The sequence below is a fragment of the Streptomyces sp. BBFR2 genome, from assembly GCF_044497305.1.
In the GTDB taxonomy this organism is placed as follows: Bacteria; Actinomycetota; Actinomycetes; order Streptomycetales; family Streptomycetaceae; genus Streptomyces.
This window is the reverse complement of record NZ_CP172415.1, coordinates 3,081,464-3,105,735: the sequence shown is the minus strand read 5'-3', so window position 1 is coordinate 3,105,735 and position 24,272 is coordinate 3,081,464. Positions and strand designations below refer to the sequence as shown.

The window sequence follows — 24,272 nt, the reverse complement described above, 5'->3', positions numbered from 1 at the left end:
GGTCAGCAGGCGGGGGCCGTGGGGCGCGGCGGGCGGGCGAGGGCGGTCAGCGCCTTCCGGGCGTCCTTCGCCTTGGTCAGCTCCTGGAACGTGTCGCCGATGATCAGGTCGACGGAGTGGTCCTTGCGGCCGTCGGTCTCCTGGCGGGTGCCGGGGAGCTGGGTGGCGAGGACCTTCAGCGAGCCGGCGGCGCCGGACGGGCCGAGCAGGACGCCGTTGTTCTTGACCTTCTTGTCGTAGGCGGCGGGGGCGTTGCCGACCTTGCCGATGTCGAAGCCACGCTTCTTCAGCTCGTCCGCGGTCTGCTTGGCGAGTCCGCCGCGCGGGGTGGCGTTGAGGACGTTGACGGTGATGGCGGACGGCGCCGGCGGCGGGGCCACCGCGGCGGCGGGCTTGCACTTCCGCTTGGCGTCGGTGCCCTTCTCGGCCGCCTGGGCCTTGCCGGAGGTGCCGCCGAAGACGTCGATGAGCTGGAGGGTGCCCCAGCCGACCAGGCCGAGGGCGCAGGCCCCCGCGGCGGTGGCGAGGGCGATCCGGCGGCGGTGGCGGGGGCGGCGCATCCGGGGATACCTGTCGCCCGTGATGCGGTACTTCTTACCGCCCATGCCTGGGGGCGTCAGCATGCTCATGAGCCGAGCGTAGTGCCGCTCCGGACGCGTGCCTACTAAATGATCGGCCCACGGTGGCGGAGCCGACCCGAAAGGGGCAATCGCACCGTACGGACGGCGGAACGGGCGCCTGGCGTCAGCCGAGTTCGAGGACGCGGGCGTGGAGCACCTGGCGCTGCTGGAGCGCGGCGCGGACGGCGCGGTGCAGGCCGTCCTCCAGGTAGAGATCGCCCTGCCACTTCACGACGTGGGCGAAGAGGTCGCCGTAGAACGTGGAGTCCTCGGCGAGGAGGGTTTCCAGGTCCAACTGCTGTTTGGTCGTCACCAACTGGTCGAGGCGTACCGGGCGCGGGGCGACATCCGCCCACTGGCGGGTGCTCTCCCGGCCGTGGTCGGGGTACGGACGCCCATTTCCGATGCGCTTGAAGATCACACGGAAAGCCTACCGGGCGAGTGGCCGCGGGCCCAGCCGTGCCACGGGTATCGGCCACTCCGGGCCCCGGACGAGGCCGGTGTGGCCCCGGCGCGCGGGGGCCGGAGCCTGTGCGCGGGGGCGGCGCCGGGGGGTGTTCCGGGGCGCTGCCGCGGTGCGGTGCGGGGCGCCGTCCCGTGCGGTCCGCCGGGCCCGTGCGCGTCCGCTCCGTACCGCCCGTCCCGTACGGCGTGCTACGGCTGCTGGGGCCCGGGGGGTGATTGGGAGGGCGGGGCCGCCGGTGTGGTGGGGGTGGCGCCTCGGGAGCGCGGGGTGCGGCTGTCGGTGCTGGGGGTCCAGCTCGCCGTGGCGTCCGGGACGAGTTCGTCGGGGCTGATGGTGCGGCCGGGGTTCCGGGTGCGGGTCGGGTCGGGGGTGCCGCGGTCCGGGACGGTGGGGGACGGGTCGGGGGAGGGCTGCCCGTGGTGGGTGGGGCGGGGCAGCGGGTCGGGGGTGGTGGCGGGTGTCGGGCGGGGCGGGGTGGTGCCGGGGGAGAGGGCCGCGTAGCCGAGGGCGACGGCCGCGGCGGCTGCCGCGGCGGCGAGGGGGAGGGCGAAGCGTCTCCAGGGGGCGCCGCGCAGCCAGGAGGTGCGGCGGGCGGCCCGGGGCGGTTCGGCGGGGCGCAGGTCGCGGGGTTCGACGGTGGCGGCGCGGGCGGCGAGGGCGGCGCGCAGCCGGGCCTCGACGGGGCGTTCGGGGCCGCCGGGGGAGGGGGCGGTCCGGTGGTGGTCGCCGGTGCTCATGACCGCTCCTTCAGGATTTTCTCCAGCGCGTCCAGGGCGCGGCTGGCGAGGGACTTCACCGCGCCCCGGCTGATGCCGAGGGTGCGGGCGATCTCGGCCTCGGACAACTCGCCCCAGTACCGCAGGACGAGGACCTCGCGGCGGCGGGCGGTGAGTCGGCCGAGCGCCGCGAGGACCTCGCGGTGTTCCTCGTCGAGGACGACGCGTTCCTCGGCGGACGGGGCGTCGGCCTCGTGCGGCGGGGTGTAGCCGCGGGCGGTGCGGCGGCGGCGCAGGACCGAGCGGGCGGCGTTGACGACGGCGGTGCGCAGGTAGGCGAGGGCGTTGTCGACCTCGTCGAGGCGTTCGCCGTGGCGGCGGCAGAGCGCGGTGAACGCGTCCTGGACGACGTCCTCGGCGGTGGCCCGGTCGTCGACGAGCAGCACCGCGAGACGGACCATCGCGAGCCGGTGCGCGTGGTACAGCTCGCCGATCGAGGGCCGCTCGGGCATCGGCGTGCCGTACGCGGACAGGGCCGGCGCCGGGGTGGCGGCCGGGGCGGGCGCGGCGGTGCGGGCGGTCCGGGCGGTGCGGGCCGCCGTGCCGGTGACGCGGCGCAGCCACTGCCACCGGGGACGCCGCGGCCCCGGCCGGGCGAACCCGGCCGGGGCGAGCGGGAGGAGGAGGGTTTCCATCGGTTCCTGGTGCCGGGGAGGGGGCGTCAGGCGCGGTTGCGGCGGACCGCGTACAGGGTGCCACCACCGGCGACGAGCAGGGCGGCGGCGCCCGCGCCGAGGATCAGGGTGGTGGTCTCGGAGGCGCCGGTGTGGGCGAGTTCGTCCTTGCCGGAGGCGGGCGCGGGGGTGGCGTCCGCGCCGGCGCGGGTGCCGCCGGGGCGGCTCTCGCTGGGTACGGGGCGCGGCGCGGTGGCGTCACCGGGCGGCTGGGTGGGCTCCGCGGACGACGGTGCCCGGGAGGCGCTGGGCCGGGACGACGGCGGCTGCGTCGCGTCGCGGCCGGGCGACGAGGGGACGGCGGTGGGCCGCTCCTGGGACGGCACGCTGACGGTGGGCTCGGGGCGGACACCGTCGGCGTGCGCGGTGCCGGCCACGGAGAGGGTGGTGAGCGCGCAGGCGGCCAGCAGACCGGCGGTGGCGGCACCGCGTATCCGGCGGCGCGCGGCGGGCCGTGCGGCAAAAGCGGCGGACTGCGTGGGGGCGGTGCGGGAGGAATTCACGGGTACTGCTCCACGGTCGTCGGGCGGCGCCCGGTGGCGCCCTCACCCCTGACGACGTGCGGCGGGGGCGGGGGTTGCCGGTGGGGAGAAAAATTCTTCCGGGAGCCGGGAGCCGGGAGCCGGGAGCCGGGAGCCGGGAGCCGGGAGCCGGGAGCGCGCCGTTCGCCGGATCGGCGGGTGGCCGTGCCGGAATGAGTGGGTGCCGGTGCCGTCGGGCCGTGTGCGTGTCGCCGGGGGTGGCTCCGGTGGGGGCGGGGGCGCTGGGCGCGTCGGCTCCTGGCAGAGAGCCGTGGTTCTCGGGGCTTTGTGCCAGGAGCTTCGACGTGCCGACGGCGGGCCGACCGGAGGCGGTGGAAGCGGGTGGGTGTCAGGTCAGCGCCGTGGCCGTCGCCGTGGGCGGGAGGGTCAACGGCTGTGCCTGCTGAGCGTTTGCTGGAGGTCGCCCAATTCGTCGTGCCAGTTGTTGAGGCCGTCGATGACCTTCTTGAGGAGGTCGGTGCGTTCTTCGTCGGTGAGCCTGCTCCAACCGCGGAGGGAATCGGCGCGTCGCTGGATTTTCTCCTGGAGCACTTCGGCGTCTTCCTTGATGTCGATGAACACGCCCAGGAGTTCTTCTTCCCGCCGCCCCCACCGGCGGGGGTTGTTGAGCTTCGCGTCCTTCATGCCCCGGACGAGATCCTTGGCCTGGGACCGGATGTCCGACACATTCGACAGGAGCGTGTCCACCTTCGCGCCCACGCGTGTGGTGTCGACCTTGCGGTACGAGCCGTACGGTTTGTTGATGTTGTACGAGAGCCCGAAGTTCTGGGCGATGTCCATGACTTCGTGCAGCGTGTGATACGCGAAATCCGTCGTGTGGTCGAAGTCGGTGCGCCAGAACGCGAAGATTCCCCAGCCGAGTGCGGCGATTTCCTCCAGTGACGCCCCGCTGGACACCGCCATCCGGAACATCCTGGCGGCGGTCCAGGACTGACCTGCCCAGACGGGGATGTCCTTTTCCCGCGCGTTGCGGGTGGTCTCGGAGTTCTCGTTCCGGGTGGAGGGGTGCGTCGCCGGCTTGCCGCGGTCGTTGAGCTTGGGGGTGCCGTCGTCATGGAGAAGGGCGTTCTGGCCGCGGTCGCGGGTGGTGCTGACCCGCTTGCCCCGGTGGTCGAATGCGAGAGTGCTCCGCTGGTCGTCCTCGGTCATCTCCGGGACCGCCTTCTTCCCCGCCGTGGGCGGGGTGTGGGTGGAGTGGCCGAAGTACTCGGAGAGGTCGTGCAGGACGATCATTTTCTCGCGGAGATCGAATTTCTCCGGGTCCTTCATCACCGCGGTCAGTCCTCCGCGGTCCATGATGCGGGCGTCCAGCCGGGTTCCCCGGAACTTCTTGTTCATCGTCCCGTCGAAGTGGGCGATGTAGGAGCCGACCGGCTTTCCCGCCTGCTTGTCGGGGTCGCGTACCCCGTCCTTCGTGATCTGCGACCTGATGTGCGCGCGACCGGTGCGCAGTTCCTGCTCCATGACGGCGATATCTCTGTCGCTCATGTTCCGTCCCTTTTGGACCGCGCGGGTGTACCCGTGCATGCGCCGCAGCAGGACGTTGAGGTAAATGTCCAGGTCAGGGTCGCGGTGCATCTTCTCCGCTTCCTTCTTCTCCTGCCTCCGGTTGTCCTTGGCGTGGACCCAGCCCATGAGGTTGCGGGCGAGGTCGGTGTAGTTGTTGACCTGGATGTCGTGGTTCTTCGCGCCGAAGTCGGGGTGCGTGCCGACCACGCCGCGCAGGGCCGGGTGGTATTCGTTCTTGAGGCCGACGGGGGAGACGATGGCCTTCGCCAACTGCCAGTTGATCCGTTTGGCTTCGTTGACGAAATCCTTGCGTTCCTCCGGGGAGAATTCCTTCGCCGCGTCCTTCAGGAAGTGCTGTGAGACCTCGTCCGTCATCTTCTTGAGGATGGCCGCGTGGTCCTTCTCGTCCCTGCGGGCGGTTTTCGCCTGGTATTCCTTGGTGAAGTCCCGGTCGCCGACGGTGAGGGCCCGCTGCACCGCGGGCAGGCCCGCGGACGGGACGCCTGCGCCGCCGTCGGTCTTCCTGCGCGCGACGGTGGTGGTGTCATGGCCGGCGGGTGCCGCGGAAGGAGCGGGGGCGGGCGTACTCATGACGCGCTCGGCGGTCGCCTCCGCCGCGACCTCCGAGGGGCCGTTCACCTCGGAGACGTTGACGTTGTCCCCGTAGGGAACGGAGGTGAACGAGGTGCCCTTCTCGTTCTCCACGACGTGGGCCAGCTCGTGCGCGACGGTTTTCTTGTCGCGCTCGACGCCCTTGCCGAAGACGACGTGGTTGCGCACGGTGTAGGCGCGGGCCTGCAATTCGGTGGCCGATTGGGCGGCCTGATCCCCCGTGTGGAAGCGGACGGAACCGAAATCGACGCCGTCGCCGAACCGCTGCTCCATCTCCTGGCGGAGTCCGTTTTCCATGGGGCGGCCGGACGAGCGGAGCACGTTGTGGACGGCCAGGGGCTGTTCCTGGGAGCCCGTGGAATTCCCGTGTTCCGCCGCCTCTTCCTCGGTGTGGGCCGAAGAGGCGGAGCGGCTGACGAGGTGGTTCACCGCGGAATTGCCGATGCTGCGCTGGAGGGCGGTGAGGCCGGGCGCGTCGAGAGTTCCCTTTCCGGCACTCATGCGGAGCCAGGCGGAAACGGCGGCGTTTCCCACGCTCCGCTGCAGCGCGAGCATGTCGTCCGGTGGCGCGGCGGACTTCTTCGGAGCGGGGGTCTGCCTCGCACCCGGATTTTTGCTCTTCTTTTCCTGTGAGGGCATAACCGTGCTCCCTGTGCGGCGCCGCGAGAAGTCCCGCATGAGTAGCACGGCACGGGAAGCGGGCTGAAGGGCCGAAGGGGCAGAGGTCCGGGCAGTCCCGCGAGCGGGCGCGGGCCCTTCCCGGCCGCGGCCGGCGGCCCGGGCAGGTAGCGGCGCGCGGCCCTGCGTCCACGGGGCCGCCCTCCCGACGCCGTATCGGGTGCGGCGCTTCCGTACGCCTTCCCGGGGGCGCCCCCGTACCCGGGCCCGCCCCCCCCGTACCCCTCCCTCAGCTCTTCGGCGGGTCGATCAGCCCGCGCCGGTACGCCTGGGCCAGGCGCTGGGGGACCTGGTAGACCGAGCCGTCGACGGTCACCGGGACGAGCTGGGGGACGGTCGCCTTCCACTGGGCGCGGCGGTGGCGGGTGTTGCTGCGGGAGAGCTTGCGCTTGGGGACGGCCATGGGTGGAGCCTCCGGGAGATGGGGTCGGACGGACCACCAGAGGCTATATGAAAATGACTGTCGTTTCGATTTGGGGGTGGATGGGCAGGAGGTCCCCGGATACGGGAGCGCCCGGGGCGGCCTGGTGGGGCCGCCCCGGGCGGAGGTGTCCGGGGCGCGCGGCAGCGGCGGCGCGGGGCCGCCCGCCGGCTGCGCGCGCCAGGTTCCGCGTCAGATCGTCGCGGTGTCGATCACGAAGCGGTAGCGCACATCGCTGGCGAGGACGCGCTCGTACGCCTCGTTGATGCGGTCGGCGCCGATCACCTCGATGTCGGCGGCGATGCCGTGCTCACCGCAGAAGTCGAGCATCTCCTGCGTCTCGCGGATGCCGCCGATCAGCGAACCGGCGAACGACCGGCGCCCGCCGATCAGCGCGAACGGCGCGACGGTCAGCGGCTTCTCCGGGGCGCCGAGCTGGACGAGGGTGCCGTCGGTGCGCAGGAGCGAGAGGTAGGCGTTGAGGTCGAGGTCGGCGGAGACCGTGTTGATGATCAGGTCGAAGGTGCCGGCCAGCTCCTTGAAGGTGTCCGGGTCCGAGGTCGCGCGGTAGTCGTCGGCGCCGAAGCGCAGCCCGTCGTCCTTCTTGCGCAGCGACTGGCTGAGCACCGTCACCTCGGCGCCCATCGCGTGCGCGATCTTGACGCCCATGTGGCCGAGACCGCCGAGACCGACCACGGCGACCTTCTTGCCGGGGCCCGCGTTCCAGTGGGCCAGCGGCGAGTAGACCGTGATCCCGGCGCACAGCAGCGGCGCCGCGGCGTCCAGCGGGATGCTCTCCGGGATGCGCAGGGCGTAGTTCTCGTCCACCACCAGGTGGGTGGAGTAGCCGCCCTGGGTGGGCTCGCCGTCCCGCCCGACACCGTTGTACGTGCCGACGTTGCCCAGGTCACCGGTGCAGTACTGCTCGATACCGGCGCGGCAGTTGTCGCACTCGCGGCAGGAGTCGACGAAGCAGCCGACGCCGACGCGGTCGCCCACCGCGTAGCGGGTGACGGCGGAGCCGGTCGCGGCGACCACGCCGGCGATCTCGTGGCCGGGGACGAGCGGGAAGTGACCGCCCTCGCCCCATTCGGCGCGGGCGGTGTGGATGTCGGAGTGGCAGATACCGGCGAACTTGATGTCGATCAGGATGTCGTGGGCACCCAGCTCGCGGCGCGGGATGGTGGTCCGCTCCAGCGGTGCCTTCGGCGCGGGTGCGGCGTACGCGGCGACAGAGGTGTGGTTCATGCTCCCGAGGATGCGAGAGCCGCCGGACCGTAGCCAGTGCCCCCCGCTTCGTACGACTGGCGTTCCTACCACTGGCAGGACCACCCAGCGGCCCGCCGGAGTTTTCCCCGGTGCCGTCCCGGATGCGCATACTTCGGGTATGGACCAGCGCACCGAATTGAGCGAGTTCCTGCGCTCGCGGCGGGCCCGGCTGCGGCCGGGGGACGTCGGGCTGCCCGACCACGGCAGGCGCCGGGTGCCCGGGCTGCGGCGGGAGGAGCTGGCGCAGCTCGCCGGGGTCAGCGTCGCGTACTACATCCGGCTGGAGCAGGGCCGGGTCGGCAACGTCTCCGCCTCGGTGCTGGACGCGATCGGCGACGCGCTGCGGCTGACCGGCGCGGAGCGCGACCACCTCGCCCGTCCGGTGCCGCGCCGCTCCCGCCCGGCGGTCCGCGCACAGCGGGTGCGGCCCGCCTTCCAGCAGCTCCTGGACACGATGGAGGCGGTGCCCGCGTACGTCATCGGGCGGCGGCTCGACCTCATCGCCTGGAACCGGCTGGCCTGCGCGCTGCTCGGCGACTTCCCCGCGCTGCCGCGCAAGGAGCGCAACCTCGCCTGGCAGGTCTTCCTCGACGAGCGGCACCGCGCGCTGTACGAGAACTGGGAGGCCAAGGCCGCCGACGTCGTCGGCTATCTGCGGCGGGACGCCGGACGCAACCCGGACGATCCGGGGCTCGCCTCGCTGATCGGTGAGCTGTCCCTCAAGAGCGAGGACTTCCGGCGGCTGTGGGCCGCGCACGACGTGCAGGACAAGGGGTTCGGCACGAAGGTGCTGCGGCATCCGCTGGTCGGCAGGCTGACCCTCGCCTACGAGACGCTGAGCCTGCCCGCCGACCCCGGCCAGCAGCTCATCACCTACCACGCGGAGCCCGGCTCACCGTCCGCGCAGTCCCTGCGGCTGCTGGCCTCCTGGACGCTGGAGCCGGCCCGGCCCCGTCCGGAGCCGGAGCCGGACGACCGGCGGAGCGGGGCGCGGGCCGGGGACGAGCTGGCCTAGAGGGGCCTTTCCGGTTCTGGTTCCGGTTCCCGGGCTGCCGGGCTGGGCTTGTCCGGTCCGGGCCTGCCGGGCGCCGCCGTGTGGTCCGGCGGACCGAGGCGCCCGGGGGCGGGAGGACGTCCCCGGCGCGGCCCCGGGCCCTGCTTCCTCAGGGGAGGAAGAGCACCGAGCGGAACTTCAGGCGTTCGGTGGCGTGGCCGCCGTGCGGGCGGAGGGTGAAGGAGTCGCCGTCGCAGCCCGGACCGGTGAAGACGGTCGCGAAGTCGGAGGTGTCGTTGCGGGGGGTGTGCGCGGGCGCCACCCACTCCTGCGCGACCTCGGGCAGCGTCACGCAGACACCGGTCGGCGGGTCCGCCAGCGTCCCGACGCGGACGGCGCCGTCCGGGGCGTCGATGAGGTACGTGAACGAGCCGGTCGCCGCCTGGGCGGACGCGGCGGGCAGGGTGACGGCGAGCGCGAGGGCACCGAGAGCGGCGGCCACGGTGTGGCGAAGGCGCATGGGTTTCCTTCCGGGGAACGGGCGCCCCGTCGCGGGGCGCGTGCCGGGAGCAACTGCCGTGCCCCGTACGGCGTGACGCGCGCCCGCGCCGCATCACACGAAGGAGTGCTGAAGGAGCGCGGCAGGGGCGCGGCAGGGGCACCGGCGGCGTGCCGGGCGCCCCGGCGTACGGATGCCTCGTAGCCGGGCGTCTCGTAGGCCGGGGCGTCTTGTGTGCCTCGTGCGCCTGGGGCCGTCGCCTCGTACGTCTCGTACGTCTCGTGCACTCGTGCGTCGGGGGCGCCTCGTACACCTCGTGCGCTCGTGCGCCGGGCCCCGGCCGCCCGGTGGCGCGTCCCCGTTCCGCCGTCGCGGCCCCGGACGCGCGTCGCCGCCGCCGTGCCACCGGGCGTACCGCCGTCATGCCACCGGGCGTACCGCCGTCACGGCACGGGACGTGCGGCCGCCATACCGCCGGGCGTTCCGCCGTCCTGGTGCCGGTCGTCGGCCGTCCGCGCCGCCGCCTCGCGGTCGCGCAGGGCCGCCGTCTCGCGGTCGCGCAGGACCGCCGCGGTCCGTTCGCACCATGCGCGGGTCTCGTGTTCGAAGGTCAGGCCGCGCTGGCAGGCCAGGTACGGGCCGATGCGGGTGCCGCTGGCGAGGAAGGCGGCTTCGTCGAGGCCGTCGCGGAGACGTTCCAGCAGCCGGTCGAAGATCTCGGCGCGGCCGGCGGCGATCCGGGCGCGCTCGGTGAGTTGGGCGATCACCGGCACGGCCGGTAAGCGGTCCACGGCCTGCACCTTGACCAGCAGGTCGTCGCGGGGGAACGACGGACGGACCGTGGCGGCGGCGAACCGGTGCAGTTCGCCGATGCCCGCCTCGGTCACCGTGAAAAGCCGCTTGTTCGGGCGCATCTCCTGCACCACCTGACGGCCGGTGACCAGCCCGTCCCGTTCCAGTCCGGACAGTTCGGTGTAGAGCTGCTGCGGGCGTGCGTACCAGAAATTGGCCATCCGGGCGTCGAACTCCTTGGCCAGTTCGTAGCCACTGCGCTCCCCGTCCAGCAGCGCGGCGAGGACGGCGTGCCGCAGGGTCATCACGACTCCTCTCGGGCCGGGTGGGGCGGGCCGCCCGAGGACAGCCCGCCCCACCCGGTCAGACACGTTCGGTGGCCTCCTCCAGGGTGATGGCCGCCGCGGGACAGACCGCGGCGGCCTCACGGACCGCCTCGTGCAGTGCGGCGTCCGGCCGGGCGTCGAGGAGGACGACGATGCCGTCCTCGTCCCGCTGGTCGAAGACGTCCGGCGCGGCGAGGACGCAGCTCCCGGCGCCGCAGCACTTGTCCTGGTCGACGGTGACACGCATGGCATCGCTCCTCGGATGGGGCCGGGCGGCGGACCGCCCCGGGCCGGTGGTGACGCGGCGCTCCGGACGGGGCGCCGGACGGAGTTCTTCACGGGGTACGGGAGACGGCGTGGCGCGGGTCCTGCCGGTCACCAGCCGACCGGGAGGGCGTGGACGCCGTAGATGTTCATGTCGTGGCGGAACGGGATCTCCTCGAAGGGGACCGTGAGGTGCAGGTCCGGCAGGCGGCGCAGCAGCGTCTCCAGCGCGATCTGCATCTCGACGCGGGCCAGCGGCTGGCCCAGACACTGGTGGATGCCGAAGCCGAACGCGACGTGGCGGCGGGCGTCGCGGGTCACGTCGAGGGTGTCGCCGCCGGGGAAGACCGTCTCGTCGCGGTTGGCGGCGTTCAGGGTGCACAGGACGCCCTCGCCCGCCCGGATGAGGGTGCCGCCGACCGTGACGTCCTCCGTGGCGGCGCGCGGCACACCGTTGTGAATGATCGTCAGATAGCGCAGCAACTCTTCCACCGCGCCCTTGATCAGGGAGGGTTCGGCGCGCAGCTTGGCGAGCTGCTCCGGGTTGCGCAGCAGGGTGAGGGTGCCGAGCGCCGTCATGTTCGCGGTGGTCTCGTGCCCGGCGATGAGCAGCAGCCGGCCCATCCCGGCGACGGCTTCGTCGGAGAGTTCACCGCGCGCGGCCAGCCGGCTGATGATCGCGTCGTCCGGCTCCCGGCGCTTCTTCGCCGCCAACTCCTCCAGGTATCCGAGGAGTTCGTTCTGCGAGGCGCGGACCTCGTCGGGCGTGGAGTGCAGGGTGAGCAGGACCCGGCTGCGCTCCTGGAAGAAGGCGTGGTCCTCGTACGGGACGCCGAGCAGCAGGCAGATGACCAGCGACGGCAGCGGCAGCGCGAACTCCGCGACGAGGTCGGCGGAGGTGCGGCCGTCGGTCATCCGGTCCAGCAGATCGTCGGTGATCCGCTGGACCTGCGGCCGCATCGCCTCCACCTTCTTGATCATGAAGTCGGCGGTCAGCATGCGGCGCAGCCGGGCGTGCTCGGGATCGTCCTTGCGGATGAAGCTGAACGAACTGTCCTCGGCGATCACCCGCACCCCGGGGGAGAGGAACGGGAAACCGGGCTGGTGGGAGTCCGCGCTGAAGCGCGCGTCGCCCAGTACGTCGCGGACGTCCTGATGGCGGGTGACCAGCCAGACGGGCGAGCCGTCCCACAGGGTCGCCCGGACGACCGGCCCCTCCGTGTGGTGCACGGCGGGCGCCGGGTCGAAGGGGCAGCCGGGGGCGCGGGCGGCGGGGACGGCGACGGGCGCCGGGGTGGTCGCGGGTTCGGTGTGCTGCGGTGCGATCGTCATGGCGGGTCCTTCCACGTTCGGGCGCGGGGCGCCGTGGTGAACGGTGCGGGTGACGCCGTCGGCGCGCGGATGGCGGGCGGCCGGTGCGGGTGCCCCGGCCGGTCGCGGTGGTGCGCGCCGACTCCTGCCGTCGGCACCGGGCCGCCGGCAGGAGTCGGCGCGTCCGTCGCGGGACGCGGACGCGGACCGTTCCGCCGGGCGGTACCGGTGTGACCCGGTACCCGACTGCCGACTTTTACCTGACTAAAGCAACTATCGGGCCCCACGGTAACCCTCCCTCGCCGGGGGTGAAAGGGGGTGTTCCGGCCGCTCGGGTGATGGCCGGTTTCCGTACCGTCGGGGGCGGTTCACCGGGGCCGCTAAGGTTCCTGCATGTCGGAGCCCTCGGTGCCGGAACCGGACCCCATCGTCGCGCTGCAGCGGGCGCTGGCCACCCTGTCCTACCTGCTCACCCGCTCGCAGGCGCACGAACGCCTCGCCGACCGGGCCGGGGTCTCCGCCCGGCGGTCGGACCTGTGGCTGCTGATGGCGCTGGAGGGCGCCGGCGGCGTGAGCCGGGTCGGTGACCTGGCGGAACACCTGATGGTCGAGCCGTCCCACGTCACCCGCCAGATAGGCCGCCTGGCCGCGGAACGCCTCGTCGAACGCGCCCCGGACCCGCTCGACCGGCGGGCCCGCCAGGTCGCCATCACCGCACACGGCCGCACCGTCCTGCGCCGCTTCCAGGACGCCCGCCAACTCACCCTCCACCAGGCCCTCGACGGCGTCGCCGCCCACGACGTGGCCGTCACCGCGGAGGTCCTGACCCGGCTCACGGAACACGTCCGGGAGCGGGAGGCGCGGGAGGAGTGAGGCCGGGACGGTACGGGCCTCGGGGAGCGCGCCGGGGCGTGCGGCCCGTAGAGGAGCCGGAGGGAGTCCGGGACCGCTACGGGATCCGTTCGGGGGCGGGCCCGTACGGGACCTGTTCGGCGCGGGGCTCCCGTAGGGGACCGGCTCCGGGCGAGGGACAGCGTCCCCCACGGCCCGTGAGGACACGGCCCGTGAGGACACGGCCCGTGAGGACACGGCCCGTAAGGGCACGGCCCGTAAGCACACGGCCTCGCACACGGCCCGGCCCCGTACGGGAGGATCCGTACGGGGCCGGGCCGGGGAGACGGCCGCCGGTCACTCGATGCCGATGCGTCCCTCGTCGGACGGGCGGCGGGGCTCGGGCGACGCGCCCGTGCGGGGCGCGGCGTCGCCGGAGGAGTCGCCGGTGGCGTCGGACGCGCCGAGGTTGCGGCGGACCGAGTCGAGGATGGTCAGGCCCTGGCCGACCAGGCCGGCGGCGATCTCGCCGAGGCCGTCCGCGCCGTTCAGGACGTTGACGTTGGCGCCGGACAGACCGGCCGCCGCCTCCTTGACGATCTGCGGCAACTGGTCGATCAGCATCCGGTCCAGCGCCACCCGGTCGTACGACGCCGCCGCCTCCGCCTGGATCTTCATCCGCTCCGCGTCGGCCAGCGCCAGCAGCCGGATCCGCTCCGCCTCCGCCTCCGCGGGCTTGACGACCTCCGCCACCAGCTCCTGCTGGCGCAGCGACGCGGCCCGCTCGGCCAGCTCCGTACGGGCGGCCAGCACCTCCTGCTGGGCGTGCGCCTCGGCCAGCGGGCCCGCCTGCGCGGCCTGCGCCTGCGCCCGGTCGACCTCGGCGCTGTACTGGGCCTGGACCACGGCCGTCTGCCGGGAGTACTCGGCCTGGTTGCGCGCCGCCTCCTGCTGGGCCTCGGCCGACGCCTGGGTGGCCTGCGCCTGCGCGATCTGCGCCTGCCGCTGGATGGCCGCCTTGTGCGGGGCGGACATCGCCTCGATGTAGCCGGTCTCACCGTCGTCGATCGACTGGATCTGCAATGAGTCGACGATCAGACCGATCTTGGCCATCTCCGTCTTGGAGGTCTCCAGGACCTCGGTGGCCAGTTTCTGCCGTTCGGTGACGATCTCCTCGACCGTCATCGAGCCGATGATGGACCGCAGATGACCGGCGAAGATCCGCCCGGTCAGCACGGACATCTGGTCCTGGTCGGACAGGAAGCGCTGCCCGGCGTTGACGATCGACTCGGTGTCGTTGCCGACCTTGAACGCGATCACGGCGCGCACGGTCAGCGCGATGCCCTGCTTCGTCACACAGGTCTCGGCGACCTCCGACTCGCACATCGCCAGCGTCAGGAACCGGGTCTTGCGGAAGACCGGCAGCACGAACTTGCCGTGGCCGATCACCACGCGGAACGGGGCGTCGCCGTGCCCCCGCCGGCCGCCCGAGATCAACATGGCCTCATCCGGGGCCGGTACGCGGTAACCGAACATCTCTCGTCTCCTCAACGGGCGCCGTCGCCCCGGGGAACGGTCCGCGGCGCCCGGCGCACGCGGACGGGCCCCTAGCCGTCCAGCGCGTCCAACGGATCGGACCAGGCGAGGACATCCACCTGCCGGGTGCCGCGCGAGGCGATCACCAGCACCTCGGTGCCGGTCGCCAGCGGCTCGGCCGACCAGGCCAGAAACGTCTCGGACCCGCCCCTGACCCGCACCTGGACCTCACCGGGCCCGGCCTCACCCCGGGTACCGATGAGCAGCACACCGGTGCAGCCGATCACGGCCTCGTCCCGCGCCATCGACGGCTTCCCCCTCGCCTTGCTGGTCCTGCTGCCGACCTTAGCCCGCGACCACGGCTTTCACCCCCGGGAAAGCGGGCGCGGAAGCGGGCATTGCCGGAGCTTGACGCGGGAGCGGGACGTCACAGCCGTGCGGCCCGGCGGGGGATTCCCCGCCGGGCCGCTTCCGTTCGTACGGGGCGGGGTTACCCCAGGACCTTCGCCAGGGAGCCGAGGGCGGATTCCAGGGTCTCGCGGGTGATGGTCAGGGGCGGGGCGAGGCGGATGGTGGAGCCGTGGGTGTCCTTGACGAGGATGCCTTCGGCCATGAGGAGTTCGCTGATGTGGCGGCCGGTGCCGAGGGACGGGTCGACGTCGACGCCCGCCCACAGGCCGCGGGAGCGGAACGCCACCACGCCGCGGCCGACCAGGGCGGTCAGCCCCTCGCGCAGCACCTCGCCCAGCTCCGCGGCGCGGCGCTGGTACTCGCCGGTGGCCAGCAGCTCCACGACGGCCGAACCGACCGCTGCGGCCAGCGGGTTGCCGCCGAACGTCGAACCGTGCTCGCCCGGGTGCAGCACCTCCATCACGTCCCGCCGGGCGACGACGGCGGAGACCGGGACGATGCCGCCGCCGAGCGCCTTGCCCAGCAGCAGGACGTCCGGGACGACGTTCTCGTGGTCGACGGCGAGGGTGCGGCCGGTGCGGCCGAGGCCGGACTGGATCTCGTCGGCGATGAAGAGGCAGCCGGTGCGGCGGGTCAGCTCGCGGACGCCGGTGAGGTAGCCGTCGTCGGGGATCAGGACGCCCGCCTCGCCCTGGATCGGCTCGATCAGCACCGCGGCGGTGGTCTCGTCGACGGCCGCTTCGAGGGCGGCGAGGTCGTTGTACGGGACGATGCGGAAGCCCGGGGTGAACGGGCCGAAGCCGTCGCGGGCGACCGGGTCGGTGGAGAAGCTGACGAGGGTGGTGGTGCGGCCGTGGAAGTTGTCCGCGGCCACCACGATCGTCGCCCGGCCGTCCGGGACGCCCTTGACGTCGTACGCCCACTTGCGGGCCAGTTTGATGCCGCTCTCCACCGCCTCGGCGCCGGTGTTCATCGGCAGGACCATGTCCAGGCCGGTCAGCGAGGCCAGGCTCGCGGCGAACCCGGCGAGCTTGTCGTTGTGGAAGGCGCGGGAGGTCAGGGTCAGCGCGTCGAGCTGGCGGTGGGCCGCCTCGGTCAGCGCCGGGTGGCGGTGGCCGAAGTTGAGCGCGGAGTACCCGGCGAGCATGTCCAGATAGCGGCGGCCCTCGACGTCCTCGACCCAGACGTCCTCGGCGCGCGCCACGACCACCGGCAGCGGGTGGTAGTTGTGCGCGAGGACGGGCGACTCGGCGGCGATGAGGGCGGTGGAGGAACGGTCGGCGCCGGCGGCGGGGCCGGTCTGCGCGGGAGCGGTCATGAGCGGATCTCCTGGGTGCAGCACTTGATGCCGCCGCCGGCCTTGATGAACTCCGACAGGTCGACGGGGACGGGGACATAGCCTTCCTGGGCCAGCCGGCCGATGAGCGCGGTGGCCTGCGGGGCGACGAAGACGTGACGGCCGTCGGAGACGGAGTTCAGCCCGAACACCATCGCGTCGTCGCGGGTGGCGTGCACCGCCCGGGGGAACAGCCGCTCCAGCACCTGCCGGCTGCCCGGCGAGAACGCCTGCGGGTAGTACGCGACGTTCTCGTCGTCGAGGGCGAACAGCGCGGTGTCGAGGTGGTAGAAGTACGGGTCCGTGAGCTGGAGGACGACCGTCGGGACGCCGAAGAACTCCTGGATCTCGGCGTGCGCCGCCCGGCTGGAGCGGAAGCCCGTACCGGCCAGCAGCAGCCCGCCGACCGGCACCAGATCGCCCTCGCCCTCGCACGGCGACTCCGGGCGGCGCACCGGACGGCCGTCCGCCGCGAACCACTTCTCGTACGCGGCGGACTCCGGGCGGCGCTCCGGCGCGTGGAAGGACGAGCCGAAGACCTTGCCGTGCAGGCAGAGCGCCGCGTTGGCGGCGAAGACCATGTCCGGCAGGCCCGCCTGCGGCGCGATGGTCTCGACGGTGTGGCCGTGCGCGCGGTAGGCGGCGGCCAGCGCCTCCCACTGCCGGGCGGCGCGCGCGGTGTCGACGGGCTCGTCGGTGCGCATCCAGGGGTTGATGGCGTAGCGGACGTCGAAATGGTCCGGCGGGCACATCAGGAAGCGGCGCGGGCGTGCGGTGCGGCGGGGCGCGGGGAGCGCGTCCACGGTGGCGCGCAGGGTGGCGTCCTCGGCCGGGGTGAGACGGTCCGGCCGGATGCCGGGGGTGGCGGGGCCGGTGGGGTGCGGTGCCACGGTGGTTCCGGCTCCGGTTCCGGGGGCGGCCCCGGTTCCGGTGGCGGGCGGTGCGGGCTCGTGGCGGTCGTTCGGCGCGGGCGCATGACTCGTCGGCACGGGGGATCCTCCGCTTCCTACGGGGCACGACCGGTCGGCCCGCGGTGGTCGGCCGCGGGGCTGCCGGATACGTCTCCACGGTAGGGAGCGCGCGGCGCGCGGGACAAGGCGAACATGGTGCGTGAGGACGCAGCATCGCTGCGTGATCAGGGGGCTCAGGGCAGGATCGTTGCGTCGCCGGGGGCGTCGTCGGGGGCCGCCCGACGGGCGCCCGCCTCCGCGGAGTCCGGCAGCAGATGGGACAGCACGAGATAGCTGATCGTCTTCCGGATGAAGGGTTCGTCGCGGATCCGCTCCAGCACCTCCTCGAAGTGCGCGACGTCGGTGGCCCGGACGTGCAGCAACGCGTCGGCGGCGCCGGTGACGGTCATCGCCGTGGCGATCTCGGGGTGGTTGCGGACCACCTCGGCCAGCCGCCGGGGCGGCGCGGCGCCGTCGCAGTACACCTCGACGTACGCCTCGGTGCGCCAGCCGAGCGCCGAGGGCCGCACCGTCGCGGTGAACCCGGTGATCACCTCGGCGTCCCGCAGCCGGTCGACGCGGCGCTTGACCGCGGTGGCGGAGAGCCCGATGGCGGTGCCGATCTCCGCGAAGCTGGTCCGGGCGTTGTCGATGAGCGCCGCGACGATCTTGCGGTCGAGGTCGTCGAAGGCGGGGGTGCGGGCGGTGGTGGCCGGGGAGTTCCCGGTGGCGGGGGAGGCGGGGCGCGGGCGGCCGTGGGGGGCGGGGCTTCCGGCGGTGTTCCGGGCGCCGTTTCCCGCGCCGCTCCTCGCGCCGTTCCGTGCGCCGTTCCTCGTGGGCTTGCTGGTCATGGGTCCTCCGGGGCGGTGGTGTGGGGGCACGGTATCCAGCGGGCGGGGCGACGGGGCGTGGACCGGGGGGCGGTCGGGGTGGTCGCGCGGGGGCCGGGCGGGCCGGGGGTCCCGGGGGGCGGGCCGCTCGTCGTCCGGCCGCGGAACTGTCGTGCGGTGCCGCTCGTCGTGGAAGAGGCGCGGGTAGCTCGGGTAGCTGAGGTGCGGCGCGGATCGAGGACGAGAACAGGGGCCGGTGCCCGGCGTGGCGGCGGGTTCCGGCAGGACGAGGTGGACGCATGAGGCTCTTGGGGCGTTGCTTTCCGGTGGCGGGGCGGTACCGCTGCGCGGGTGTGACGGGGAGCCGGAAGGGCGCCGGGCCGGTGGGCGGCGGTGGGCCGGTGGGCGACGGCGGGCCGGTCGGCCCGGTGCCGGTCGCCTTCGCGGCGCGGACGGCCGCACCCGTAGGGGGTGCCCGATGAGGGTCTGCCTGCTGACGGACAAGCCCGGCCATCCGCTGCTGGCGGCGGCGTCGGAGCTGCTGGCGGAGCGGTGCGGGGTGGTGGCCCACGACCCGGATGGGGCGGCCGGGGCGGGGGCGGCTCCGGTGCCCACGCAGGGGGCGGTGGCCGGGCCCGGGCCGGTGCCTGCGCCCGGGAGCGGGGCCGGGCCTGCGGGGGAGGGCGTGTCCGTGCCCGGCCCCACGGGGGGCGCCGCCGGGGGAGCGGTGCCCGGGCCCGGCGGAGAGGCCGGTCCCGTGCTCGCCCCTGTGGGTGGTGGTCCCGTAGGGGGAGCTGGTCCCGTGCTCGCTCCCGTAGGTGGTCCCGTAAGGGGAGCCGTGCTCCAGGGTGGGCCCGGCTTCGTGGGTGGTCCCGTAGGGGGGACGCTGCCTGCCGGGGTGCCGGAGGCCGATGTGTATCTGCTCAAGGCGCACACGCCGCGGGCGTTGGCGCTCGGGGCGCGGCTGGCGGCGGCGGGGGCCACGGTGATCAACTCGGTGGCGGCGACGGCGCTGTGTCAGGACCGTACGGAGATGGCGGCGCTGGCGCGGGCGGCGGGGCTGCCGTTCGCGGCGACCCGGACGCTGGACCGGCTCGGCCCGCTGGCGGCGGCCGGGGAGCCGCCCGCCCCGCTGGTCGTCAAGAGCCGCCGCAGCCGCCGCGGCGACCTCGTCGCCCGCGCCGACACCGCCGCCGACCTGCGCGCACTCGCGGCGAAGTGGCCCGACGAACCCGTGGTCGTCCAGGAGTTCACCCCGAACGCCGGCTGGGATCACAAACTGTGGGTCATCGACGGCCACCTCTTCGCCGCCGTCCGCCGCTCCGAACTCTCCCCCGGCGGACGCTCCGTCACCACCACCCTCGCCCTGAGCGAACTCCCCGACGGATGGGCCGCGTTGGCGCACCGGGTGGGTGAGGTCTTCGCCCTCGACGTCTACGGCGTGGACCTCCTGGACGCGGGTGACGGAACCCCGCTCATCGTCGACATCAACGCCTTCCCCGGCGTCCGGGGCCAAGCGGGCGCCCCGGAGGCGCTGGCGGGGCTGGTGCTGCGGGCGGGGAGGGGCGGCGGCGCCGGGCGGTGACGCCTGAACGGCCTTACCGGAAAGGCTGGTTGAGGGCCTGCCTCGTACGGGTGGGTCCCGCCCCGTACGGGTGGCCCCCGGGCCGTACGAGTGGGAGCCGGGCCGTACGGGGTCCCGTCCCGTACGGGAAGACCCCGAGGCGTCACCTCCCGCCCGGACCGGCCCGCCTGTGGCGTACCGCACACCCGCTCCGCACTCGGGGCGCGGAGCGGTGCGCCGTCTCCCGGGAGGCTCGGGGTACGCGGACGCCGCCGGGAGCGGCGCGGACCGCGCGACCCGTAGGCGAGCAGAGCCGAGGAGAACCATGCCCGCGCCCCAGAACCCGTCCCCGCGGCAGCCGGAGGGCACCGCCCCGCAGCACCCGGACGCCTCCCTCCCGCAGTACCCCGGGGGCCCCGCCCCGACCGGCCCGCGGCGTCCGGAGGGCGCCGGTTCGCCGTACCCGGACGCCGCCGCACCGCAGGGCCCGGGCAGCGGCTCCCTGGCCGGGTTCGCCGCGTACGGCGTCACCCCGCACGCGCACAGCCGTCAGTTGCCGCCGTACCGGGGTGTGGTGGCCGTCGACGCAAAGGACTTCACCGGCTATCCGGCGGTGCAGCACTCGGTGATCAGCCAGACCGTGCCGCAGATCCTGGAGGTCTCGTTCGAACGGGCCGGACTCGCCGAGGTCTGGCGTGACCAGCGGTTCCCCGCGCACCCGGGGGACGGGTACGTCTTCGGGTTCGACCCCGCGCGGATGCCGTTCCTCATCCACCCCTGGCTGAACACGCTCCAGGAGGTCCTGGCCGAGTTCAACGTCCACTCCCGGGGCGTGGTCCGGATGCGGCTGCGGGTGAGTCTGCACATCGGGCCGCTGCCCGACGACGGCACCGGGTTCGACGGCAACGGCACCCCGCGCAACGACACCCACCGGCTGCTCGATTCCGCCCCCGTCAAGGCGATGCTCGCCGCCGCCAGCGAACACGTCACCCACGTCGCGGCGATCCTCTCCGACCGCTGCTACGAGGACGCCGTCGCCGGCGGCTACACCGGCCGCCACCGCGACCACTTCCTGGAGGTCCCGGCCACCGTCGAGGGCAAGCAGTTCGCCCAACGCGGCTGGCTGTACGTCCCGGCGCCCTCCGGAAACCTCTACGACCGGCGGATCATCGGCGGGGAGGACTCCGGGGACTCCGGGGGAGGGGCGGCGCGGGACACCCGCGATGACCAGGGGTTCCGTGACGATCGTGAGGGGCGCGACGCCCGTGGCGGCCGTGACGCCCGGCGGGCCGGACGCCGCCCGGGCCGCACGGACGCGGACGCCGGGACCGGCGCCCCGGTGACGTACGCCGCCCCGGGCGGCAACCTCAACACCGGCACGGTCCACGGCGGCCAGAACGTCCGCAACATCGACGTGGCGGGCGACTACACCGAGGACAACCACGTCCACGGCGACCGGACGACCGTGGGCGACGTGGCGGGCGACTACGCCCCCGGCGGCCGGAAGGCGGGGACGGTCCACGGGGCGATGGGCGATGTCGTCCACGGTGACAAGCGTGGGGGGGAGTGATGGGGGTGGGGGGTGGCCGTCCGTCCTGGGCGGCAGGAGAGACCGGAGGGAACGCGGAACGGCCGGCCGGCCCGGGGGCGGCGGACCCGGGACGCACGACCCCGTACGTGCCGGCGCCGGGAGGTACGCCTGCGGAGGTGCCGGGGCTCACGCCGGTCCCCGGGGCGGAGGCCACACCCACGCGGGTGCCCGGGGCGGTACCGGACACCGGCTCCGTACCGGACCCCGGTCCTGTGCCCGGTGACTCGTCCCCGCAGGTTCCCGAGCGCGAACCGGTCGCCGGTCCCGCGCCGGGGCCGGGGGAGGACGAGGCGGAGCCCGCAGCCGGGGGCTCCGCGTCGGGTGACGTCGGTGACCCCGACGACTGGGACGACCCGTTGACGGCCATGGACACGCTGGCCGAACGTCTGTCGCACGGCGGGGCCGGTCGGCCGCTCATCTACGCGCCGTACGCCAACCTCAACGCCGGAAGGGTGGACGGCGGCCAGCACGCCCATAACCGCAGCGACGGGCAGGCCGGCGGTGAGCGGCCGGTGGAGTCCCACGAAGGGCCGGTCTCGGTGGCGGAGATCGCGAAGGCCACCTCGGGCTTCGCGGAGCCCGGGTGGTTCCCGGACGCGCTGGAGGAGCTGAACTCGGGGCTGCTCTTCCTCACCGGGAAAACCGGCTCCGGGCGCCGCACCTCGGCCCTCAACCTCCTGGTGGAACACAGCGGTTCGGCCGACCTGCGGGCCGTGGACCGCGAGGTGAACCTCGCTGTCTGGCGGCCCCGGGAAGGAGAGCGCGCCCGCGGCTACCTCGTGGACGGGATCGTCGGCCACGAGCCGCTCGGTCCGGGCACCATCGCGAACCTGAAGGAACGGCTGACGGCGGCGGGCGCGCGGATGGTGATCATCCTGCCCGACGAGCCCGAACTGATCCGGGTGCTGTTGCGCGACCTCCCCGACATCGCGGTGGAGTGCGTGCCGCCCCCGCCGCGTGAGGTGTTCGACGCCCGCTTCGAGGTAGCGGTCCCCGACCCCGCCGAGCGTGCCCGGCTGCGCGCCGCGCTGGAGCCCGGGCTGCTGGACGAACTGCTGGACGCGTCCGACGCCCGGCTGGTCCCGGCGGAGGTCGCGGAGCTGGTGGACGAGGTGGCCGAGCCGGGGGACGGCGCGGTCGGCGCCGACCTGCGCAGCAGGCTGAGTTACCTGGCACACGACAAGGCGCCGGAGCTGGTCGAGGAGGTGCGCGACGACCCCGACGCGCTCGCCTTCCTCCTCGCGCTGTGCGTGTTCGAGGGCCTGGACCACCGCATCGTGTGGGAACAGGCCGAGCGACTGCTGACGCTCGCGAACGGACGGCTGGACGCCGTCGTCTCCGACACCACTGCCCCGCCCGCCACCGGAGGGGCACCGCAGCAGCGGCGCCCCAACCCGGATTTCGTCTTCCGCCGCTCGCTCGACGACCTGATGAAGAAGACCTCCGCACAGACCTCGCCCAAGGAGATCCGCAACGGCAGCGGCTTCTCCTACGCCGTCGAGCCGGTCCGCTTCACCCGGCACCGGCAGGGTGAGGCCGTCCTCAGCCACGTCTGGCGGCAGTACAGCCGGCTGTCCGGACTGCTCACCGAGTGGCTTGACGGCGTCGGGAACGAACAGGAGCTGCACCGGCCCGTCGGCCGGGCGCTGGGCCTCGCCGCAGGCTGGGGCGGTGGCCGCCGCGCCCTGCGCCACATCAAGGAGCTGGCCGACTCCCCGTCGGCGACCAGTCGCACCCTCGCCGCGTACGCGTTGGACATGGCGGCGCAGGACCCGGTTCTGGACGGTGAGATCAAGCACCGGCTGCGGGACTGGAGCGGGCGGAAGAGCTGGCAACTCTGCTCCACCGTGGCCCGCACCTGTGGCACCGGATACGGCGCCGCCCGCCCGGAGTTCGCCCTGCGGACCCTGCGGCGGCTGTCCCGCAGGAAGGACCTCCCGGCGGAGAGCGGCATCGACGGCGACATTCGCCGTGCGGTGCTCAACCTCTTCGCCTCCGGCGGCCAGGAACAGGTCTTCGCGGAACTGCTCCGCTGGTCCGAACAGGACAGCGGTGACTTCGCCCTGCGGATCTTCCTCGTCCTGCTCCGCTCGGGCCGGGAATGGTTCGGGGAGCAGCTACTGGAAGGCGGCGGCACGGCCACGGAGATCGTCACACTGATCCGCCGCACGCTCGACGACAGAAGCCTCTTCGACACCGCCCACGAGGTCTTCCTCGGATGGTGCCGCGCGGCCCCCCTGGACGACACCCCCGAACCGTCCCGGGCACTGTTCACCGCGCTGGCACAGGATCTGAGCACCCCCGGTGTGTTCCGCCTCTTCTTCAGCATCGAGAAGTTCCCCGAGCCGTTGCCCGTCCACCCGCTTGTCACCCAGGCACTGGATTCCTGGCGCCACGGCGGACCGCTGCCCGGACCCGTCACGACCACGCAGGGGAGCGCCGTATGACGTCCGAACGGACCGCCGCCACGGACGGTCACGACAGCCCCGTCTACACCCAGGCGCCGCACGCGCCGTGGCGGGAGATCCTGCGGCACCGCTGGTCCGGCCGCCGCGACCGGGCCCTGGTGCTGTGCGACCGGGAGGGCGGCTACCACGTGCTGTCCGCCGCCCGGCGGCGATGGCGGCCGCGCGGCCTGACAGCACTGCCCGCCGTCGGTGTCCTCCGGGAGAGCGCCCCGCCGGTGCGGATGCGCGGCGGCTACGAGAACGCCTTCCACGTCCGGCTCACCGAGGAGAGCGGTACCCGCGACGTCGGACTGCCGACGGAGTACGGCACCGAACTGGTCGATGTCCACGCCACCTGGTGGGTGCACGACCCGGAGCAGGTGGTCCGCACCCGCACCCGGTACGGCTGGGACACCGTCCGCAAAGACCTCGAACGGAGGCTCCAGCACCTCCACGCGGCGTACGAGGCCGAAGGGCGCCGGCTGGACACGCCCCATGTGCTGCACCACCTGAGCGGCACCTCGACGCTGGACGGCACCGGACTCAGCTACCGGGTCACCGATGTCAGTCCCCGCGCCGTCCCGGGCGAACTGCGGCTGGGCCGCGGCGCCGAGACGGGCGTGCCACTCTCCTGGTCGGCCCACACCACCGCCGATTACGAATTCTGTCTCCGGGCGGTACGCAACGGTCCGGCCACCCTCGCGGCCCTGTGGCTGGTACGCCGCCCGGACGAGATCGAGCGGGTGCTGAACTGGACGGTGGACCACCCGGAACTGGTACACCCCAGGGCCGGCGGGGACGGCGTCGCCGCGGTGTTGGGCCAGTTGTCGGAGCAGGAACTCCAGGCGCTGGCGGAGGTGCTGCGCCACCGCATCACCGCGCTCGGCCACGAGGCGCCGCGCCCCGGGGACGACGGGCCGGGCCAACCGGTCGTCGGCGCGGACGGGATGCCGCGGTGAGGCGGGGACAGGGGCCCCGTGCCAGGTCGGGCGGGCGTCTCCGGGGCACGGGAGGAGCACGCCC

General features: G+C 73.8%; 22 protein-coding genes and 1 pseudogene. 6 read left to right on the top strand and 17 right to left on the bottom strand.

Annotated features, from left to right (window positions below):
* Nucleotides 1–2: 2 nt before the first annotated feature.
* The 8 genes from ACGH2B_RS12045 to ACGH2B_RS12010 form a co-directional block, all read right to left on the bottom strand.
* Entirely contained in the window at nucleotides 3–629 is a 627-nt protein-coding gene (locus ACGH2B_RS12045) for a LytR C-terminal domain-containing protein (protein WP_399087859.1), read from the bottom strand.
* A gap of 115 nt (nucleotides 630–744) precedes the next feature.
* Complete coding sequence (locus ACGH2B_RS12040; protein ID WP_003986294.1) at nucleotides 745–1,041, bottom strand: type II toxin-antitoxin system VapB family antitoxin; 297 nt, start codon at nucleotides 1,039–1,041, stop codon at nucleotides 745–747.
* Between the two features lie 233 nt (nucleotides 1,042–1,274).
* A complete protein-coding gene (locus ACGH2B_RS12035) occupies nucleotides 1,275–1,823 on the bottom strand; it encodes a hypothetical protein (protein WP_399087857.1) in 549 nt (182 codons plus the stop codon).
* On the bottom strand, nucleotides 1,820–2,497 hold the full coding sequence (locus ACGH2B_RS12030) for an RNA polymerase sigma factor (protein ID WP_399087855.1): 678 nt from the start codon (nucleotides 2,495–2,497) through the stop codon (nucleotides 1,820–1,822). Before ACGH2B_RS12030 ends, ACGH2B_RS12035 begins: the two co-directional genes overlap by 4 nt.
* Before the next feature lie 26 nt (nucleotides 2,498–2,523).
* Nucleotides 2,524–3,039 carry an LAETG motif-containing sortase-dependent surface protein gene (locus ACGH2B_RS12025; protein WP_399087853.1) on the bottom strand — a complete coding sequence of 172 codons (516 nt, stop codon included), beginning with the start codon at nucleotides 3,037–3,039 and terminating at the stop codon, nucleotides 2,524–2,526.
* Between the two features lie 405 nt (nucleotides 3,040–3,444).
* Nucleotides 3,445–5,838, bottom strand: a complete 2,394-nt coding sequence (locus ACGH2B_RS12020) for a DUF4157 domain-containing protein (RefSeq protein ID WP_399087851.1) — start codon at nucleotides 5,836–5,838, stop codon at nucleotides 3,445–3,447.
* 268 nt (nucleotides 5,839–6,106) lie between these two features.
* A complete protein-coding gene (gene rpmF, locus ACGH2B_RS12015) occupies nucleotides 6,107–6,280 on the bottom strand; it encodes a 50S ribosomal protein L32 (RefSeq protein WP_399087849.1) in 174 nt (57 codons plus the stop codon).
* Nucleotides 6,281–6,490: 210 nt separating this feature from the next.
* Nucleotides 6,491–7,546: an NAD(P)-dependent alcohol dehydrogenase gene (locus tag ACGH2B_RS12010; protein WP_399087847.1), complete on the bottom strand. Its 1,056-nt coding sequence runs from the start codon at nucleotides 7,544–7,546 to the stop codon at nucleotides 6,491–6,493.
* A 139-nt stretch (nucleotides 7,547–7,685) separates the two neighbouring features.
* On the opposite strand from ACGH2B_RS12010, the gene ACGH2B_RS12005 reads away from it, so the two are divergent.
* Entirely contained in the window at nucleotides 7,686–8,582 is an 897-nt protein-coding gene (locus ACGH2B_RS12005; RefSeq protein WP_399087845.1) for a helix-turn-helix transcriptional regulator, read from the top strand.
* Between the two features lie 148 nt (nucleotides 8,583–8,730).
* Here ACGH2B_RS12005 and ACGH2B_RS12000 read toward each other — a convergent pair whose 3' ends face one another.
* From ACGH2B_RS12000 to ACGH2B_RS11985, 4 genes are all read right to left on the bottom strand, one after another.
* Nucleotides 8,731–9,081, bottom strand: a complete 351-nt coding sequence (locus ACGH2B_RS12000; protein WP_399087843.1) for a hypothetical protein — start codon at nucleotides 9,079–9,081, stop codon at nucleotides 8,731–8,733.
* A gap of 422 nt (nucleotides 9,082–9,503) precedes the next feature.
* Nucleotides 9,504–10,157, bottom strand: a complete 654-nt coding sequence (locus ACGH2B_RS11995) for a PadR family transcriptional regulator (RefSeq protein WP_399087841.1) — start codon at nucleotides 10,155–10,157, stop codon at nucleotides 9,504–9,506.
* A 58-nt stretch (nucleotides 10,158–10,215) separates the two neighbouring features.
* The gene (locus ACGH2B_RS11990; RefSeq protein WP_399087839.1) at nucleotides 10,216–10,425 is read right to left on the bottom strand and encodes a ferredoxin; all 210 of its coding nucleotides are present in this window, start codon (nucleotides 10,423–10,425) and stop codon (nucleotides 10,216–10,218) included.
* A 128-nt stretch (nucleotides 10,426–10,553) separates the two neighbouring features.
* Nucleotides 10,554–11,774 (bottom strand): cytochrome P450, encoded by a 1,221-nt coding sequence (locus ACGH2B_RS11985; protein WP_399087837.1) that lies wholly within the window; start codon nucleotides 11,772–11,774, stop codon nucleotides 10,554–10,556.
* Between the two features lie 372 nt (nucleotides 11,775–12,146).
* On the opposite strand from ACGH2B_RS11985, the gene ACGH2B_RS11980 reads away from it, so the two are divergent.
* On the top strand, nucleotides 12,147–12,626 hold the full coding sequence (locus ACGH2B_RS11980; protein WP_399087835.1) for a MarR family winged helix-turn-helix transcriptional regulator: 480 nt from the start codon (nucleotides 12,147–12,149) through the stop codon (nucleotides 12,624–12,626).
* A gap of 315 nt (nucleotides 12,627–12,941) precedes the next feature.
* Here ACGH2B_RS11980 and ACGH2B_RS11975 read toward each other — a convergent pair whose 3' ends face one another.
* From ACGH2B_RS11975 to ACGH2B_RS11955, 5 genes and pseudogenes are all read right to left on the bottom strand, one after another.
* Nucleotides 12,942–14,120, bottom strand: a complete 1,179-nt coding sequence (locus tag ACGH2B_RS11975) for an SPFH domain-containing protein (RefSeq protein WP_399087833.1) — start codon at nucleotides 14,118–14,120, stop codon at nucleotides 12,942–12,944.
* A 71-nt stretch (nucleotides 14,121–14,191) separates the two neighbouring features.
* Nucleotides 14,192–14,425, bottom strand: coding sequence for a hypothetical protein (locus ACGH2B_RS11970; protein ID WP_399087831.1), 234 nt, complete (start codon nucleotides 14,423–14,425; stop codon nucleotides 14,192–14,194).
* A 185-nt stretch (nucleotides 14,426–14,610) separates the two neighbouring features.
* Nucleotides 14,611–15,849, bottom strand: a complete 1,239-nt coding sequence (rocD, locus tag ACGH2B_RS11965; protein ID WP_399087829.1) for an ornithine--oxo-acid transaminase — start codon at nucleotides 15,847–15,849, stop codon at nucleotides 14,611–14,613.
* Entirely contained in the window at nucleotides 15,846–16,619 is a 774-nt protein-coding gene (gene ddaH, locus ACGH2B_RS11960) for a dimethylargininase (protein WP_399096953.1), read from the bottom strand. The genes rocD and ddaH overlap by 4 nt, the downstream gene beginning before the upstream one ends.
* A gap of 392 nt (nucleotides 16,620–17,011) precedes the next feature.
* A pseudogene (locus ACGH2B_RS11955) lies at nucleotides 17,012–17,521 on the bottom strand (Lrp/AsnC family transcriptional regulator); the annotation flags it as partial.
* 988 nt (nucleotides 17,522–18,509) lie between these two features.
* On the opposite strand from ACGH2B_RS11955, the gene ACGH2B_RS11950 reads away from it, so the two are divergent.
* The 4 genes from ACGH2B_RS11950 (at nucleotide 18,510) to ACGH2B_RS11935 (ending at nucleotide 24,208) form a co-directional block, all read left to right on the top strand.
* Nucleotides 18,510–19,232, top strand: a complete 723-nt coding sequence (locus tag ACGH2B_RS11950; protein WP_399087828.1) for a RimK family alpha-L-glutamate ligase — start codon at nucleotides 18,510–18,512, stop codon at nucleotides 19,230–19,232.
* Nucleotides 19,233–19,536: 304 nt separating this feature from the next.
* A complete protein-coding gene (locus ACGH2B_RS11945; RefSeq protein WP_399087826.1) occupies nucleotides 19,537–20,781 on the top strand; it encodes a hypothetical protein in 1,245 nt (414 codons plus the stop codon).
* 233 nt (nucleotides 20,782–21,014) lie between these two features.
* Nucleotides 21,015–23,249: a hypothetical protein gene (locus tag ACGH2B_RS11940; protein WP_399087824.1), complete on the top strand. Its 2,235-nt coding sequence runs from the start codon at nucleotides 21,015–21,017 to the stop codon at nucleotides 23,247–23,249.
* Complete coding sequence (locus ACGH2B_RS11935; RefSeq protein WP_399087822.1) at nucleotides 23,246–24,208, top strand: hypothetical protein; 963 nt, start codon at nucleotides 23,246–23,248, stop codon at nucleotides 24,206–24,208. The genes ACGH2B_RS11940 and ACGH2B_RS11935 overlap by 4 nt, the downstream gene beginning before the upstream one ends.
* Nucleotides 24,209–24,272: the final 64 nt, after the last annotated feature.